Source organism: Streptomyces sp. NPDC111744 (genome assembly GCF_055634995.1).
Genome location: NZ_JBVKCG010000019.1, coordinates 85,024 through 102,396 on the forward strand (window position 1 = coordinate 85,024; position 17,373 = coordinate 102,396).

Below are 17,373 nucleotides of genomic sequence, written 5' to 3' on the forward strand. Positions count from 1 at the left end.
GCTAGGCATCTTTTGGGGTCACCCCCCCCCCCGTGCCTAGATCCTTCTTCGCTTCCCCACCCCCACCCCCCATCCCCCCCGGGGCTCATGTCAGGTCAGCCCTGGTCCTGGCTCTCCGGGGCGAGCAGGATGGCGGTGTGGGTGTGGTGTGCGACCGCATCGCTGACCCGTGGGTCGAACAGTGCCTGAGCGGCGCTGCGGTGGTGCGGGCTCAGCACGATGAGATCGGCGCCGAACTCCTCGGCGGTCTCGGCGATGGCGGCCGCGACCTGGGTGGTGAGCCCCCTCAGGAGGGTTCCCTCGGCCTTGACGCCCTCGTCCCGGAGGGCGGCGAGCGCCTCGTCGAGAACGGCGTGGGCCTCGGTGTCCTCCTCCAGCGGGACGATCGCCGCGGTGGAGGCGGCGGAGGCGATGACATGGACGACGCGGACCTCGGCGTTCGTCAGCTGGGCCAGCTCGCCCGCCAGCCGTACGGCGGAGCGGCGGGCGGGGCTGGGATCGACGGCGACGAGGATGCGCTGGAACACGGACACTCTTCTTCCCCTTTCGGGGCGCGGAAGGTCGACTCGCTGGTCGGGACGCCGGGTGTCGGCGTGACGGGTCGGCGCGTCCGGCGCCGAACGAGTTCTTCCGCCCCCACGATGTGATCATCTCACCACTCGCGGGCGCGGGGGACAGCGGTCCATGTAACAGCCACTGAACTGCGCGAAGCCGACCGGTGCCGGGCGGGCGGCGTCAGGGCATGGTGAGGTCGATGGCGCGGTCGAGGGCTTGGGTCGTCGCAGAACCCCACAGCGACGGCAGCAGGGCCACGACCGCCGGTCACGGCGGGCCCGAGCCGGCAGATCGCGGCGGGCGGGCCCACCCCAGGGACCGTTCGACGGCCCGCTGCCAGTCGGCGTACTCCGCCTCCCGCAGGTCGGGGTCCATGTCGGGCAGCCACTGCGCGGCCCGGTGCCAGTTGCGGCGCAGCACTTCCAGGTCCGGCCAGTAGCCCGCGGCCAGCCCGGCCGCGTAGGCCGCGCCGAGGGAGACCGTCTCGGCGACCATGGGCCGTACCACGGGCACGTCGAGTACGTCGGCCACGAACTGCATGAGCAGGTTGTCCGAGGTCATGCCCCCGTCCACCTTGAGTTGCCGCAGGGAGACCGAGGAATCGGCGTTCATGGCGTCGACGACCTCACGTGTCTGCCATGCGGTGGCCTCCAGGACGGCGCGTGCCAGGTGTCCCTTGGTGATGTACGAGGTGAGGCCGACGATGACCCCACGCGCGTCGCTGCGCCAGCGCGGCGCGAACAGACCTGAGAAGGCGGGGACGATATAACAGCCGCCGTTGTCCTCGACCGTCCGTGCCAGGGTCTCGATCTCCGGCGCGCTGCTGATCAGCCCCAGGCGGTCACGGAACCACTGGACGAGTGCGCCGGTGACGGCGATCGACCCTTCCAGGGCGTAGGCCGGCCGTTGGTCCCCGACCTTGTAGGCGACGGTGGTGAGCAGCCCGTGCCGGGACCGCACGATGTCGCTGCCGGTGTTGAGCAGCAGGAAGCTTCCCGTACCGTACGTACACTTCGCCTCGCCAGGGGAGAAGCAGGTCTGGCCGAAGAGCGCGGCCTGCTGGTCGCCGAGCGTGGCCGTGATGGCGACACCCGGGAACAGTGAGCGCGCTTCGCCGTACGTTTCGGCGGAAGGCCTGATCTCGGGCAGCATCGAGCGGGGCACCCCGAAGAAGGACAGCAGCTCTTCGTCCCAGGTGAGCGTGCGGATGTTCATCAGCATCGTGCGACTGGCATTGGTGGGGTCGGTGATGTGCAGGCCGCCGTCGGCTCCTCCGGTGAGGTTCCAGATCAGCCAGCTCTCCATCGTCCCGAACAGCACCTCGCCGTCCGCGGCGCGCTGCCTCAGACCCTTGACGTGGTCGAACAGCCAGCGGATCTTCAACGCCGAGAAGTAGGTCGACGGCGGCAGACCGCACCGTTCCAGGAAGAACTCCTCGCCGGGCCGCTGCCTGAGTTCCTCCACCAGCGACGCCGTGCGGGTGTCCTGCCAGACGAGCGCCCGGCCGAGCGGCGCCCCGGACCGCCGGTCCCAGAGCACGGTCGTCTCGCGCTGGTTGGCCAGGCCGATGGCGGCGATCTGTCCCGTGTCGACACCGGCGTCGGACAGCGCCTCGGGCCCGACGCGCCGTAGGTTCTGCCAGATCTCGACGGCGTCGTGCTCGACCCAGCCGGGCCTGGGGAAGTGCTGCTGGTGCTCCTTCTGCGCGACCGAGACCAGTCGGCCACGGTGGTCGAACAGAATGCATCGGGTCGAGTTGGTGCCCTGATCGATGGACATTACATACCGTTCAGCCATGATCGGGTCTGCCTTCCGACGGGTCGACGTGGCGGCCGGCCTGGCCTACCAGCGGGCGGCTCCCAGATCTCTGGAGATCGCCCGGGCGGCCTCACGGATCAGGGTGATCAGACTCTGCCGGGGGCGGCCCTGGCCGTCGCAGATCCGCTCGACCGGCCCGGACAGCCCGATGGCACCGACGACGAGGCCGCCGTGCCCCCGGATCGGTGCGGCGAGCCCGGCCTCGCCCATGGTCATCTCCTGGATCTCGGCGGCCCAGCCGAGTTCCCGGACCTCGGCGAGCGCTCGGGTGAGCTGCTCGCGATCGGCGAGGGTGTGCCGGGTGTACGCCTCCAGTTCCGGATTCCTGGCGGGCTCGATCGTCGCGGTCCCGTAGGCCAGCAGTACCTTGCCGAGCGAGGAGGCGTGCAGGGGCAGCAGCGAGCCCACATCCAGCGTCTGGAAGGTGTCGTCCGGCCGGAAGACGTGGTGGACGACGAGCACCCTGCCTTCCAGAGGTGTCCCCAGACGAACCGCTTCCCCGCTGCGGGCGGCGAGCGCGTCGGCCCAGTTGAGGGAGCGCGAGCGCAGTTCGTTGACGTCCAGGTAGCTCGTGCCGAGGCGCAGCAGGGCGGCACCGAGCTGGTACTTCCCGGTCGCCGCGTCCTGCTCGACGAAGTCGACGTGCTGGAGCGTACGCAAAATGCCGTGGGCTGTGCCCTTGGCCAGGCCGAGCGAGGCCGCCACCTCGCCGAGCCCCAGTCGGCGGGGGCCACCGGCGAGCAGGCGCAGAATCGCCGCCGCCCGTTCGATCGACTGGACTGGGCCGGCCATGAAGCGAGCCTATTACCGCCACGGACGCTTCGCTTCACGTGCGGACGGCCGCCGCGGAGTCGTAGGAGAAGTTCTGCGTTCGGTAATGCCGACCGTCATTCATTGACCGCCCCGTTTTGAGTCCATAACTTGCAATGAGGCCGGAATGCGTGGAGACGTGGCGCCGGACCGGTAGCACGGACCACCGGGAGAGACCAATGGCGGTACAGCTGAAGGCGCCCCTTCGGGCGGCATACGAACACGTGTGTCCGGTGCCGCCCGTTGCCGGGGCCGTTTCGGCCGTACGACGACGGGCGGCGGCGGAGCTCGCCGACTGGAACGTGTCTTCGGAGATCGTCGAGGACGCGCTGCTCGTCGTGTCGGAGCTGGTGACCAACGCGATCATCCACGCCTGCCCTCCGGCAGTGCTGCGGTTGTCCTGGATGCCCGGTGACGGCGCCGGCGTCCTGCGCGTCGAGGTCACCGACGCGGGACCCGCGCTCTCGGTGGGTCGGTGCCCCGCCGGGATCGACCCGGACGAGCACGGCCGGGGCGAGACGATCGTCCATGCCCTGGCGACGCGTCATGGGATACGTGTCCACCCCGGCGGGGTCACCCGGTGGGCGGAACTCGACGCGGGACAGCGCCTCTAGAGCACGGCCTGTGCCGGGGACGGCACCGATACCAGCTCGTCCGTGGTGAGCTTCCGGAGCAGAAGCAGGGCGGCGTCGTCGTGCAGCCGGCCGCCGACGTGCGCCAGCAGCTCGTCATGGAGCGCGGTGAGCGTGCGTGCCGGGTCGTCGGACACATGGCGGGCGACGCCCTCGGCCAGCGGATAGAACTCGCGGGCGTGATCGCGGGCCTCGGTGACCCCGTCGGTGTAGAGCAGCAGCTGTTCTCCCGCCCTGAAGGACAGGTGCTGAAGGCGGGGCGCCTGCCCCGAAAGGGCGCGCAGCCCGAGAGGCGGCGCGTGACGAGTGGGCTCCACCGGCCTGACGTCTCCGGAAGCGGTTATCAGCAGCGGAGGCGCGTGTCCGCAGTTCACGACCTCCAAGTGGCCCGACCGGGGGCATCCGGCGACCACGGCGGTGACGAAGTCGTCCGGACCGAGGTTGCGGGCCAGGCTGCGCTCGATCCTGCCGACCACTGCCAGCAGGTCGGGCTCGTCGTAGGCGGCCTCGCGGAACACCCCGAGTACCAGTGCGGCGGTTCCGACGGCGGGCAGCCCTTTGCCGCGCACGTCGCCGACCATCAGCCTGACGCCGTACGGGGTGGGGACCAAGGCGTACAGGTCGCCGCCGATCCGTGCCTCGGCCGCCGCGGCGCTGTAGCGGACGGCCACCTGGAACGGGCCGACGGTCTCCGGGACGGGCTGGAGCAGCGCGTGCTGGGCGGCCTCGGCGACCGAACGTACGGCCGCGAGTACGCGCTCTCGACGGCGGCGCAGCCCGCTGGCCAGCGCGCTCGCCGCGGTGACGGCCATCAGGGCGGACAGTACGGCCGCCAGTTCACCGGCGGGAACGCCCTGCTCGTGCACCAGCCTCGCGCCCAGTGCCGCGGCGAGGAGGCCGACGCCGAGCACACCGCGCGGCCCGCTGGTGGCGGCGGCCAGCGCAGGTCCGGCCGCCATCAGGTGCAGCCAGAGCATCCCCGCCCCGCCGGTGATGTCGACGACTACGACGCCGGCGACGACCAGAACCGGCAGCAAGGACAGTCCTGGGGCCGGGTGCCCGGCGGCACGCCGGCGCGCCGGCCCCCAGGCACCGGGCATCCGGTTCCCGAACAGCCGCCTCGACGAGTGATCGCCGTCATGGTGTGGGGCCTGGCTCATGTCTCGCCGCAGTCCTTGCCTGTACGGAGGTGTGCACCCGGAATGTCCGTTTCATCAAGCAAACGGGTTGGGCGTGGGCAGCCACAAGGAGCGGAATTTCAGATAGTGAGCGAGAGGCTTCTGGTCACACGGCTCGCGGTGGGGAGCAGGTGCGTCAGGATGTCCCCCAACTGTGCCTGCCGTTCCACCGGCAAGGAGACTCCGAGCGAGCCGAGCGTGTCCCCACTGTAGACGGGTACCGCGACGCACACCGTGCCGAGCGCGTACTCCTCCAGATCCGTGACGGCCGGTGCCAGGGGAGACGACTCGATCCTGCGCAGCAGCTCCGGAACACTGGTGATCGTGCGCGGTGTGAGATCGGCGAGGTGGTGTCTGGACAGATAGTCCCGGCGGGCATCCACGTCCAGCTCACGCAGCACGGACTTGCCCAGGGCAGTGGCATGTCCGGCGTCCTCGAACCCCACCCACAGATCCACCCGCGGCGTACGGGGGCCGTTCACGATCTCGGCGACCCGGATCTCACCGTCCTCGTAGAACGTGAGGTAGGCGGCAGCGGACAGCTCGTCCCGCAGGGCGGCGAGCGCCGGGCGGACACGGCTGAGCAGAGTCTGCGCGTGGCCCGCGGAGTGCAGGGACTTCACTTTGTCGCCCAGGACGAAGCCGCCGTCGTCCAGTTTCCGCACGTATCCGTCGTGCACCAGCGTGCGCAGCAGGTGGTATGCGGTGGCCAGGGGCAGCTCGGTCTCGCGTGCCAGTTGTTTCGCCGGCGCGCCGTTCTCGTGCGCACTCACCGCCTCCAGCAGGCGCAGGGCCCGCTGCACGGAGGTGATGAGAGTGGGGCCGTCCTGAGCGCCCATGCGACCAGAGTGCCCCGGCTACGGAACACGGGCAAGGCCAGGCCGCTCAGGTGCCCGTGTTGTCGCTTTCCCCGGCGGCGGTTGCGGGCACCGTGCCCGTCAGCCCATGGCGTCCGGTTCCTCCTCGTGGGCCGCGTCGGCGCGGCCGGCGAGGTGCCGGCGGATCCGTACGGCGTCCTCCGGCAAGAACTGGGGCAACGGCGTTCACCAGGCCATGCTCGGTATCGGCCGACTTCACGGCCCGGGGCAGATGTGGGGGCATGACGGCGAGCTCGTCCCGGATGCTCGGCGATGCGATGTTCACGGATCTCCGGAGGCGGGACCGTCTCACTGCCGGCTCGCCTCAGTTCCTTGGTGCCGGGGAATCCGTGTATCACGGGCGTATCGAAAATCGCATACGGTGCCGCAACGGCCCTCGGTCTCTCATGGGGGCATGAACCATGACGCATCCTTGGCGGCACCGTCCCGCCGCACGCGCAGGGTCGTCCTCCTGGCCCTGGCGATTCTCGGCGTGGCGAGCGCCGTGTTCGTCCTGCGGCGGCCGCTCATGATGTCCGCCCCGATGTGCATGGCCGGGCGGTGGCACGGCTGCTACGACACGTTCAACGGTGTGGTGTTCATGATGTTGGTCGCGCTGCCGTTGGCCGCGCTGGTGGCGTGGGCGCTGGCGTGCCTTCGGCGTGCCGCCGGCGTCACATCGGCGTGGCGGATGTCGCTGGCCGAGGTGGGCATGGTGTACGGGACGGTGCCGCTCCTGTGGTTGACCATGATGCCGGGCGGCGAGGCCGGCACCGCTCCCGCCCGGGTGAGCCTGGTACCGCTTCGGGACCTGGTCACCATGGGGCCGGTCGGGATCGTGGGCAATCTGCTGATCTTCGCGGCGCTGGGGTTCTTCGCTCCGATGCGGTTCGCGGCGCCGGCGTCCGTGCCGCGGATCCTGGCGCTCGGGGCGGGCTGCTCGGTCCTGGTCGAGACCGCACAGTACGTCCTGCGCCTTGACCGGGTGTCCTCCGTGGACGACGTACTGGTCAACGCCGCCGGCGCCGTACTGGCGGGGCTGGCGTCGCGCCGCTGGTGGCGCACTACGGCAAAAGCGCCGTCGGACCGGTCTCGCCCCGCGCCGGCACCGGCAGGCTGAGTCGTATGTCCGGTGTGTGCACGTCGTTGCATACGTCGGCGACATGTTCTGCTGTTTAGGCTCCGGACATGCGCGTACTGATCGTGGAGGACGAGCCCTACCTGGCCGAAGCCGTCCGTGACGGCCTCCGGCTGGAAGCGATCGCCGCCGACATCGCCGGCGACGGCGACTCCGCCCTGGAACTGCTCAGCGTCAACTCCTACGACATCGCGGTCCTCGACCGTGACATCCCGGGCCCCTCCGGCGACGAGGTCGCCCGGCGCATCGTCGCCTCCGGCAGCGGCATCCCGATCCTCATGCTCACCGCCGCCGACCGGATCGACGACAAGGCCTCCGGGTTCGGGCTCGGCGCCGACGACTACCTCACCAAACCGTTCGAGCTGCGGGAGCTCGTTCTGCGGCTGAGGGCGCTCGACCGCAGACGCGCGTACGCCCGGCCCCCGGTCCGTGAGATCGCGGACCTGCGGCTCGACCCCTTCCGCCGGGAGGTCTTCCGCGACGGCCGCTACGTCGCGCTCACGCGCAAACAGTTCGCCGTCCTTGAAGTCCTCGTCGCCGCCGAGGGCGGGGTCGTCAGCGCCGAAGAACTGCTGGAACGGGCCTGGGACGAGAACGCCGACCCCCTCACCAACGCCGTGCGCATCACCGTCTCCGCACTGCGCAAACGGCTCGGCGAGCCATGGCTCATCGCCACGGTGCCCGGCGTCGGCTACCGAATCGACACCGGCACTACGCATGCGTAGACGCCCAGGGCTCAGCGCCCGGATGAAACTCACCCTCAGCTATGCCGGATTCCTCGCCGGCGCCGGCGCCCTCCTGCTGGCCGTGGTGTGGGTGTTCCTGCTGCGCTACGTGCCCGACAACTCCCAGGGCCTTCTCGGGGTCTCGCCCAACCGCTATCTCCTGGTGCACACCTTCGCCCCCGCTGCGGCCGCGGCGATGCTCTTTCTGCTCCTCTGCGGCCTCGCCGGGGGATGGCTCCTCGCCGGCCGGATGCTCGCACCACTCACACAGATCACGGATGCGGCACGGAAGGCCGGGAACGGCTCGCTGTCCCACCGGATCCGTATGAAGGGCCGCCAGGACGAATTCCGCGAACTCTCCGACACGTTCGACTCGATGCTCCAGCAACTCGAGTCCCACGTCGCCGAGCAGCAGAGGTTCGCCGCGAACGCCTCCCACGAACTGCGCACGCCGCTGGCGATCTCGCGGACGCTTCTCGACGTGGCCCGCAAGGACCCCACCCGGGACCGGGGCGAACTCATCGAACGCCTGCACGCTGTCAATACGCGGGCGATCGACCTCACCGAGGCCCTCCTGCTGCTCAGCCGCGGCGACCGTGGAAACTTCACCCGCGAGAGCGTCGACCTCTCCCTCATCGCCGAGGGAACCGCCGAAACGCTGCTTCCCCTCGCCGAACAGCGCCGGATCACGCTCGACGTCACCGGCGGGGCGGCCCGTACCAGCGGCTCCGCGGAACTCCTGCTGCGGATGGTGACGAACCTCGTCCAGAACGCCATCGTCCACAATCTCCCCGCCGGCGGCACCGTGACGGTCCACACCGAGGCGCACGGCGGCATGAGCGTGCTGCGGGTCGAGAACACGGGCCGTCGGCTCCCACCCGAACTGGTACCGACCCTCACCGAACCCTTCCAGCGCGGAACGGAACGCGTACGCACCGACGAACACGCCGGCGTCGGACTCGGCCTGGCCATCGTGCACAGCGTCGTCCGCGCCCACCACGGAACCCTCGACCTCGTCCCCCGACCCGACGGGGGTCTCCTCGTCACCGTCCGGCTTCCCGGCACGCCGTGGGCATCGTCCTCGCGCGCGGCGTTGGGCGGCCAGGGCGCACGGGCGGGGCGCAGCCGGGGCGGGGGCGCCCAACCGGCCGACGGTCCCGCCTGCACTGCCGGCGGATCTCCCGGCTCAGCCCTTGATCGATCCAGCAGCAGCGCGGCCATCGCCCACCAGGTGGCCACGTTGAAGCCGTGCACCGCAACCCGTCGAACGGGGTCTGCCGAAGCGCACTTGGCGTGACATGGGGAACGTTCCGGGCGCAAAGCGTACGGTTCGGCTGACGCCCCGAGGCCGGCGCGCAGGGGGTGTTACGGCTGTGCGTCGGCCAGACCTTGCACCTGCTCCTCCCCGCCGGAAGCGGGGCGGCGTCTTTCCTTGGGCCACCAACGCATCGCCAGCCGTCGAAGGACACCAGCAGCGATCATTCAGCGGCCAGTACTTGTCGCCCGCCCCATTGTGTTGGACCTTGTGTCCCCCTACTGTTCGGCTTTGCCTGAGTCTGTTCGATGCTGATTGCTCAGGCGGATGGAGGCCGCAGTGCGGGGTAGTTGGATCCGTTCGGAGGTCGCGAGACCTGGTCGCCGTCGGTGGGGGAGGGGGATCCTCGCGACGGCCGCGACCATCGCTCTGGCCGTGGGCATGACCGCGCCCGCCGCGGCGCGGGACGCCGGCAGGCAGACACCCGCCGCCGCACGCGCCGCCACACCTGCCGTGAGTCCCCAGGCGCACACCGTGAGTCTCGACGGCTACTCGTTCCTCGTCGACGGCCGGCGCACCTACCTGTGGTCCGGCGAGTTCCACTACTTCCGGCTGCCGAGTCAGGACCTGTGGCGCGACATCTTCCAGAAGATGAAAGCCGCCGGGTTCAACAGCACGTCGCTGTACTTTGACTGGGGATACCACTCGCCCAAGCCAGGTGTGTACGACTTCAGCGGGGTGCGGGACGTCGACAAGCTCCTTGACATGGCCCAGGAGGCCGGCCTCTACGTCATCGCCCGCCCGGCGCCGTACATCAACGCGGAGGTGGACAGCGGGGGCCTGCCCGGCTGGATGACCACCAAGGCCGGGCACAACCGCAGTGACGACTCGCGGTTCCTGAAGTACGCGGACGAGTGGCTGACCCGGATCGACCGGATCATCGCCCGCCACCAACTGACCAACGGCACCGGGTCGGTCATCGCCTACCAGGTCGAGAACGAGTACTACAACGGCTCGGCCGCCGGCCGCTCCTACATGCAGCACCTGGAGGACAAGGCCCGCGCCGACGGCATCACGGTACCGCTGACCGGCAACAACAACGGCACCTTCAACTCCGGCACCGGCGCCCTGGACGTCGACGGTCCGGACTCCTACCCCCAGGGCTTCGACTGCTCGAACCCCTCGAAGTGGAACGGCGTCCCCGACATCAGCTACGACCACCCGGCCGGAAAGCCGCTGTACTCGCCGGAGTTCCAGGGCGGCGCCTTCGACCCCTGGGGCGGACCGGGCTACGACAAGTGCGCCCAGCTGATCAACGACCAGTTCGCCGACGTCTTCTACAAACAGAACATCGCCGTCGGCACCACCGCGCAGAGCTTCTACATGACCTACGGCGGCACCAACTGGGGCTGGCTAGGCATGCCCGAGAACTACACCTCGTACGACTACGGGGCCGCGATCCGCGAGACACGCCAGCTCGATCCGAAGTACTACGAGGACAAGCTGATCGGGTACTTCACACAGTCGGTCGCTCCGCTGACCGAGACCGAGGCGATCAGAGCGACACCGCCGGACGACTCCGCCGTCGTCGACACCGCCCGGATGAACCCCGACACGAAGACGCAGTTCCACGTTCTGCGGCACGGGAACTCCACGTCCACGGCCGTCGACAGGACCCATGTCTCGCTGGACTTCAACGCCCAGCCGTCCGCGGACACCACCTACACCTGGGACGACCCCGACTCCGCGCTGCAGTACACCGGTTCGTGGTCGCACGTGGCCGACCAGAGCTACACCGGCGGCGACTACAAGCACACCGAGTCCTTCTCCAACAAGGCCGGCGACTCGGTCACCGTCCCCTTCGACGGTACCGCGATCCGCTGGATCGGCTCGAAGACGAACAACCACGGCTACGCCGATGTCTACCTCGACGGCACCAAGGCCGCGACGGTCGACGACTCCGGCAGCGAGAACCAGGCGGTGCTCTTCCAGAAGACCGGCCTGGCACCCGGCGCACACACACTGAAGATCGTCGTCGACGGGAACCACGGTTCGGGGTCCACGGACAACTACGTGGCCATCGACGCCGTCGACGTGCCGACGACCGCAGCCGCGGAGCCGACCTACCCGGTGGTGCCGCAGCAGCCGGGCACGGCTATCACGCTCGACGGACGCGACTCGCACGTGATCGTGGCGAACTACCGGCTCGGGGACGCGCAGTTGCAGTACTCCACCTCGGAGATCATGACCAGCGCGACGATCGGCGACCGGGACGTCGCCGTGCTCTACGGCGACCAGGGCAGCGACGGCGAGACCGTCCTTCGCTACGCGTCCAGGCCCACCGTGGTCACCACCGGCGGCACGGTCACCACCACCTGGGACGCGGCCACCGGTGACCTGCGGCTGAACTACACCCACAAGGGCCTGATCCGGGTCAGCATCAGCGGCGGAGGGAAGCGCCCTCTAATGCTGCTCGTCGGCGACAAGGACACGGCGAAGACCTTTTGGCGTCAGGACACCGCGACCGGCCCGGTGCTCGTGCGCGGCAGCCATCTGCTGCGGACGGCGACCAGCCGGGACGGCGGCCGCACCGTGGCGCTCACCGGCGACAACGCCGACGACAAGCACATCGAGGTGTTCGCCTCGGCCGCCCATGTCACCTGGAACGGCAGGACACTGGGTACCGAGGCGACCGACACGGGGAGCCTGACCGGCACCATCCCGGTGGCCGCCCCGATACACCTGCCGGCGCTGACGAACTGGAAGCACGCCGGGGAATCCCCCGAAGCGGCGCCCGGCTTCGACGACTCCAGCTGGCAGGTGGCCGACAAGGCGACCACCAACAGCGTCTCCGGCGCAGACTCGCTGCCCGTGCTCTACGCGGACGACTACGGATTCCACACCGGCAACACCTGGTACCGCGGCCGCTTCCGCGCCACCGGCAAGGAGACCGGCATCCACCTGGTCTCCGACTCCGGCGGAGCCGCGCAGGCGTTCTCCGCCTGGCTCAACGGCACCTTCCTGGGCAGCTCCACCACGGGCAGCGCCGACTTCACCTTTCCGGCCGGCGCGGTGAAGTCCGGGGGCGACAACGTCATCTCGGTGCTCACCGTGAACATGGGGCACGAGGAGGACTACAACTCCACCAACGGCAACAAGACCGCGCGCGGCCTGACCAGCGCCTCCCTCGTCGGGGCGCCGCTGACCTCCGTCACCTGGCGGCTGCAGGGCGTACGCGGCGGCGAGGACCTGCAGGACAGCGTGCGCGGCCCGCTCTCGACGGGCGGCCTGTACGGCGAGCGGGCCGGCTGGTCCCTGCCCGGCTACCCCGACGGCGACTGGGACCGGGTGACCCTGCCGACGACCGACACCCGTCCCGGGGTCTCCTGGTACCGCACCGACGTCAGCCTGGACCTGCCACACGGTCAGGACACCTCGCTGGGGCTGACCTTCACCGACGACCCGGCACGCAAGTACCGTGCCACGATCTTCGTGAACGGCTGGCAGGTCGGCAACTACGTCAACTACCTCGGTCCGCAGAAGACCTTCCCGGTCCCCGACGGGATCCTGAACCCGAACGGCCACAACAGCATCGCCATCGCCGTGTGGAACCTGGACGGCAGCACCGGCGGCCTCGGCAACGTCTCACTCACCGACTACGGCAGCTACGCCTCGCCCCTGCGCGTCGCGCAGAACGACAGCCCGCGCTACGACGCCCGGACCTACGCGATGCCGAAGCGCCCGGGAACGGACGTCACCCTGGACGTGCCGGACACCGCCCAGCCCGGACAGGCCTTCACGGCCCGGGCGACGGTGCGGGTGCCGGAAAACCGGCCGACCGCCTCCCGGCTGACGGCGTCGCTCGCCGCGCCCGACGGCTGGAGCGTGACTGCCACGAGCCCCACATCGGTCGACCGCCTGCGATCCGGCACGTCGGCCACCTTCACCTGGCAGGTCCAGCCGCCGGCCGGGACGCTGCCGTCCGCCTCGGCGCTCACCGCCACGGTCCGCTACCGGCAGAGCGGGCGGCAGGCCACCGGCGGCGACGAGCGCATCGTCGGAGGGATCCCGCCGGCTCCGCCGGCCGGGAAGAGCGAGGTGAGCGACCTGTCGTTCCTGTCGTCCACCAACGGGTGGGGCCCGGTGGAGCGTGACAGCAGCGTCGGCGAGCAGGCCGCCGGCGACGGCCGCCCGATCACCATCGCCGGGGTCGGCCACGCCAAGGGCCTGGGCACCAACTCCGTCAGCGACGTCGAACTCTATCTCGCGGGAAAGTGCTCGCGGTTGACGGCGGACGTCGGTGTCGACGACGAGACGGGCGGGGCGGGCACGGTGACGTTCTCCGTGATCGCCGACGGCAGAACCCTTGTGACCACGCCGACGATCCGCGGCAAACAGGCCGCCGTGCCGGTCGACGTCGACGTCAGCGGTGCCCAGGTGATCGACCTCAAGGTCGGTGACGCGGGCGACGGCAACGGAAACGACCACGGAGACTGGGGGACACCGACACTGACGTGCGGCTAGGCCGTACCCGTCACTTGGCCTGGGCGGCCGGACCGCGTCGGGGCCGGCCGCCAGTGAACTCGTCCATGGCCTTCTTCGCCCAGGGCACGTAAGCCGCGTAGGGCGCCGGAATCAGTTCGTCCAGGGGGGTGCCGTTCGTCGCCCGGGCGGGGTCCGCTCCCCGGTCTGCTCAGGGCAGGACGCTCGCGGCCGCCCGGTTGGGGCCGCGCAGTCGCGCGGCGTCCCGGCTCGGGGCGCGCCGAACTGGCGGCGGTACTCCCGGCTGAACTGCGAGGCATTGTCGTAGCCGACGCGCTGGCCGACGCCGGTGACGTCGCCGGGGTGGGTGGCCGGCAGCAGCCGGGCCTCCTGGAGCCTGATCTGCTTCTGGAACTGGATGGGGCTCATCGCCGTCACCGCCTGGAAGTCGCCGACGGCAGGTAGCGGCGCACGGCACGGCACAGCGGGAACCTGCCTTGACTCCGTAGGGCACGGCAGGTCCGGCGGTCACCTCGTGCCCTGTGTCCAGATGTCACATGACGTGCTCTCCGACGTAGTGGGGTGAGCCGTCCCGCTGTTCCGCCGGGGGAGGGGGATGGGCGCCCGCCGGCCGGTCCCGTGGCGGGCTGACGACGAAGACGCACCTCGTCTCCGCTGCCGCGAACGCCCCGGCAGGCAGCCGTGTCCGATCCTGCCGCCCACAAAGCCGCAACCTCGTCGAACATCCTTCACACGACGGCATGGACGCGCCGGCCCGCACCGGCGGGTTCACCCGCGGTGGCACTCCGCGACCGCCACGCGACCGGCACGGAGTCGTCGTCGAGGAAGGCCCCACGGAGACCGTCTTCGACGCGCCCGGCCACCCCTACACCCGCCGGCTGATGGCGGCCGCCCTCGAACCCGACCCCGACGCACCGCCCCTGACCGACGACGCCCCGGACTGGGCGGACGCCGCCGAGGCGGACGACATCTGGACGGACCTCGGCGACGGCCATCGCGTCCGCCGCTGGCAACCCGTCAACGCCCTCGTGGCCGAAGGAGTTTCGTGAAGTACCGCGACCAGTTCGAGCGCCAGGTCGTCCACGAGGACCTCTGGATCCCCACCCGAGACGGCCGCACCCGGCTGCACGCCCGCGTCTGGCGGCCCGTGGACGCCGGGTCCGACCCCGTGCCCGCGCTGCTCGAATACCTCCCGTACCGCAAGAGCGACTGGACCGCACCCCGTGACGCCCAGCGCCACCCCTGGTACGCCGGACACGGCTACGCCTCCGTCCGCGTCGACATCCGCGGCCACGGCGACAGCGAGGGCACTCCCGGCGACGAGTACGACGCACAGGAACTCGCGGACGGCGTCGACGTCGTCAACTGGCTTGCCGCACAGCCCTGGTGCACCGGCAAGGTCGGCATGTTCGGCATCTCCTGGGGCGGCTTCAACGCCCTCCAAACAGCGGCCCTCGCCCCCGAGCCGCTCAAGGCGATCGTCACCGTCTGCTCCACGGACGACCGCTACGACAACGACGTCCACTACACCGGCGGCGCCGTCCTCGGCATCGACATGCTCGCCTGGGCCGGCACCATGCTCGCCTTCGCCTCCCGGCCCCCGGAACCGGCGAACGTCGGCACCGACCGCTGGCTGCCCATGTGGCGCGAGCGCCTCGACGCCCTCGAACCCCTCCTGCACACCTGGCTCGACCACCAGCAGCGCGACACCTACTGGAAGCACGGCAGCGTCTGCGAGGACTACACCGCCATCGACGCCGCCGTCCTCGCGGTCGGCGGCTGGCACGACCCCTACCGTGACACCGTGCTGCGCCTGGTCGAGCACCTCCCCGCCGACCGGGTGCGCGGACTGATCGGCCCCTGGTCCCACCAGTACCCCGACCGCGGGCTGCCGCCCGGCCCGGCGATCGGCTTCCTCCAGGAGACCCTGCGCTGGTGGGACCACCACCTCAAGGACACCGACACCGGGGTGATGCGCGAACCGCTGCTGCGCGCCTGGATCAACGACCCGGTCCCGCCCGCCACTTCGTACGACACGATGCCGGGCCGCTGGGTGGGGGAGACCGACTGGCCCTCCCCGAAGGTGACATGGACCGAGCGCGCCCTGGCACCCGGCACCCGTACCCCGGTCCTCGTCCGTTCCCCGCAGCACACCGGCCTCGACGCCGGCCGGTTCTTCCCCTTCGGCAACGCCGGCGACCTGCCGCCCGACCAGCGCGAGGAGGACGGCCGTTCGGTGTGCTTCGACTCCGAACCCCTCGCGGAGCGAGCCGAGATCCTCGGCCGGCCGCGCGTCCGGCTGCGCCTGGACAGCGCCACCCCGCGCGCCCACGTGATCGTCCGGCTGTGCGACGTCGCTTCCGACGGTTCCTCGACGCTGGTCACCCGCGGTGTGCTCAACCTGCTGAGCAGGCATGGCCGCGACAAGGCGGTCGAGTGGACCCCCGGGACGTACGAGGACGTCGAGGTCGAACTCACCGGCATCGGCTACGCCTTCCCGCCCGGCCACCGGGTCCGGGTCGCCGTCTCCGACGCGTACTGGCCGTGGGTGTGGCCGCACGGCGAGCGCGGCGAGCTGCGGGTCGTACCCGCCGACAGCGCCGTACTCCTGCCCGTGCGAGCGGCCGTCGAGGAAACGCCGATCGTCTTCGAGGAACCGGAACAGGCGCCACCGCTGCCGGTCACCTACGACCAGCCCGCCGAGCCGCGACCCGAACGGCTCGTCACGCACGACGTCGCGGCGGGGGAGTGGACCCTGGAGGTCGACCCCAACTACGGCGGATCACGGACGTACCCGGACGGGCTCCGCTACGAGGAGAGCGCCCGGGAGACGTACCGCATCCGCGGCGACGACCCGCTGTCCGCGAGCGCCGTGTCCAAGTGGCGGATCCGGCTGCGGCGCGGCGACGGCTACGACGCTGAGATCATGACGCGGACGGAGCTGCGCGCCACGGCCGCGGACTTCGTCATGGACAGCCGTATCGAGGCACGGGCGAACGGAGAGACAGTGGTCAAGCGCTCCTGGCACCACACCAGCGCGAGGACGTCGGGATGACCGCCGCGAAGCCACAGCGCCCCATGAAGGCCCCGCGCCGTGCCGTGGCCGCCGCCGACCGCACCCGTCAGCCCACCGAGGTCCGCCGCCGGCTGATCGTCGAGGCGGCCGTCCCGCTGATCGCAGAGCGCGGCTACGCCTCGGTGGGCGTCCGGGACGTGGCCTCGGCGGCCGGGGTCTCCGTCGGGACGGTCACCTATCACTTCGGCAGCGTCCAGGAGATCCTGTCCGAGGCCATGGTGCTGCACATCGAGCGGTACTACGCGGCGCTCAGCGAGGCCGCCGAGCAGGCCGGCAGTGGTGCCGAGGCGCTGCGGCTGCTCGTCGACGCGCTCTTCACCGAGGACACCGACCGGCACTGGCGGATGTGGTTCGACTACTGGAACGCCGGTGACCCCGACACCGACGAGGCGTTCGCCCGTGGCCAGGCCCAGCGCTACGCGGCCTGGCACCAGCAGATCCGTGCCCTGGCCGAACGGGGTGTCGCCGACGGGGAGTTCGCCGCCGACGACCTCGACGGCTTCACCGTCCGCTTCGCCGCGCTGGCCGACGGCCTCGCTCTCCAACGGCTGCGCCAGTCGCCGCCGCTCAGCACCCAGGACGCCCGCCGGCATCTGAACCGGCTGGTGGAGACCGAACTGGTCGTCCGCCCCGACCGCGACTGAGGTCCACGGCCGTTTCGACGGGCCCTGTTCAGGACGCGTCCGGAGGGCCGTCGGGTCGTGGTCCGGACGGTTGCGCGAGGTTCCGGCGCGCCGGACCGAGCGGACGATGTCCGGGGGGCAGACGCCTCGGGCCGAAGGGCGGCGTCCAGGGCGACGCCGTCGAGCCAGACGGCCCTCGGGGA

Annotated in this window: 13 protein-coding genes and 1 pseudogene; 8 read left to right on the forward strand and 6 right to left on the reverse strand. The window is 70.7% G+C overall.

Annotation, left to right across the window (positions count from 1 at the left end):
* Window positions 1–95 precede the first annotated feature (95 nt).
* The 3 genes from ACZ7OO_RS32910 to ACZ7OO_RS32920 form a co-directional block, all read right to left on the reverse strand.
* Window positions 96–527, reverse strand: coding sequence for a universal stress protein (locus ACZ7OO_RS32910; protein WP_471510420.1), 432 nt, complete (start codon window positions 525–527; stop codon window positions 96–98).
* A gap of 295 nt (window positions 528–822) precedes the next feature.
* Complete coding sequence (gene glpK / locus ACZ7OO_RS32915; protein ID WP_471510422.1) at window positions 823–2,352, reverse strand: glycerol kinase GlpK; 1,530 nt, start codon at window positions 2,350–2,352, stop codon at window positions 823–825.
* A 45-nt stretch (window positions 2,353–2,397) separates the two neighbouring features.
* Window positions 2,398–3,165 (reverse strand): IclR family transcriptional regulator, encoded by a 768-nt coding sequence (locus tag ACZ7OO_RS32920; RefSeq protein WP_471510424.1) that lies wholly within the window; start codon window positions 3,163–3,165, stop codon window positions 2,398–2,400.
* 197 nt (window positions 3,166–3,362) lie between these two features.
* Between ACZ7OO_RS32920 and ACZ7OO_RS32925 the strand changes: the two genes are divergently transcribed.
* Complete coding sequence (locus tag ACZ7OO_RS32925) at window positions 3,363–3,797, forward strand: ATP-binding protein (protein ID WP_471510426.1); 435 nt, start codon at window positions 3,363–3,365, stop codon at window positions 3,795–3,797.
* On the opposite strand, the gene ACZ7OO_RS32930 is transcribed toward ACZ7OO_RS32925, so the two are convergent.
* Window positions 3,794–4,975, reverse strand: coding sequence for a PP2C family protein-serine/threonine phosphatase (locus ACZ7OO_RS32930; RefSeq protein ID WP_471510428.1), 1,182 nt, complete (start codon window positions 4,973–4,975; stop codon window positions 3,794–3,796). The two genes, ACZ7OO_RS32925 and ACZ7OO_RS32930, sit on opposite strands and share 4 nt — an antisense overlap.
* A gap of 98 nt (window positions 4,976–5,073) precedes the next feature.
* A complete protein-coding gene (locus tag ACZ7OO_RS32935) occupies window positions 5,074–5,832 on the reverse strand; it encodes an IclR family transcriptional regulator (protein WP_471510430.1) in 759 nt (252 codons plus the stop codon).
* A 433-nt stretch (window positions 5,833–6,265) separates the two neighbouring features.
* Between ACZ7OO_RS32935 and ACZ7OO_RS32940 the strand changes: the two genes are divergently transcribed.
* The 4 genes from ACZ7OO_RS32940 (at window position 6,266) to ACZ7OO_RS32955 (ending at window position 13,492) form a co-directional block, all read left to right on the forward strand.
* The gene (locus ACZ7OO_RS32940; protein ID WP_471510432.1) at window positions 6,266–6,970 is read left to right on the forward strand and encodes a VanZ family protein; all 705 of its coding nucleotides are present in this window, start codon (window positions 6,266–6,268) and stop codon (window positions 6,968–6,970) included.
* 68 nt (window positions 6,971–7,038) lie between these two features.
* The gene (locus tag ACZ7OO_RS32945) at window positions 7,039–7,713 is read left to right on the forward strand and encodes a response regulator transcription factor (RefSeq protein ID WP_471510433.1); all 675 of its coding nucleotides are present in this window, start codon (window positions 7,039–7,041) and stop codon (window positions 7,711–7,713) included.
* A complete protein-coding gene (locus ACZ7OO_RS32950; protein ID WP_471510435.1) occupies window positions 7,706–9,010 on the forward strand; it encodes a sensor histidine kinase in 1,305 nt (434 codons plus the stop codon). Before ACZ7OO_RS32945 ends, ACZ7OO_RS32950 begins: the two co-directional genes overlap by 8 nt.
* Window positions 9,011–9,409: 399 nt before the next feature.
* Complete coding sequence (locus ACZ7OO_RS32955) at window positions 9,410–13,492, forward strand: beta-galactosidase (protein WP_471510437.1); 4,083 nt, start codon at window positions 9,410–9,412, stop codon at window positions 13,490–13,492.
* Window positions 13,493–13,661: 169 nt separating this feature from the next.
* Here the strand turns inward: ACZ7OO_RS32955 and ACZ7OO_RS32960 are convergent.
* A pseudogene (locus tag ACZ7OO_RS32960) lies at window positions 13,662–13,900 on the reverse strand (helix-turn-helix domain-containing protein); the annotation flags it as partial.
* Window positions 13,901–14,211: 311 nt separating this feature from the next.
* Between ACZ7OO_RS32960 and ACZ7OO_RS32965 the strand changes: the two are divergent.
* The 3 genes from ACZ7OO_RS32965 to ACZ7OO_RS32975 are packed head-to-tail and all read left to right on the forward strand — an operon-like array spanning window position 14,212 to window position 17,191.
* Entirely contained in the window at window positions 14,212–14,520 is a 309-nt protein-coding gene (locus ACZ7OO_RS32965) for an ABC transporter ATP-binding protein (protein ID WP_471510439.1), read from the forward strand.
* Complete coding sequence (locus ACZ7OO_RS32970) at window positions 14,517–16,526, forward strand: CocE/NonD family hydrolase (RefSeq protein WP_471510441.1); 2,010 nt, start codon at window positions 14,517–14,519, stop codon at window positions 16,524–16,526. The genes ACZ7OO_RS32965 and ACZ7OO_RS32970 overlap by 4 nt, the downstream gene beginning before the upstream one ends.
* A complete protein-coding gene (locus tag ACZ7OO_RS32975) occupies window positions 16,523–17,191 on the forward strand; it encodes a TetR/AcrR family transcriptional regulator (RefSeq protein ID WP_471510443.1) in 669 nt (222 codons plus the stop codon). Before ACZ7OO_RS32970 ends, ACZ7OO_RS32975 begins: the two co-directional genes overlap by 4 nt.
* The last annotated feature ends 182 nt before the right edge of the window (window positions 17,192–17,373 follow it).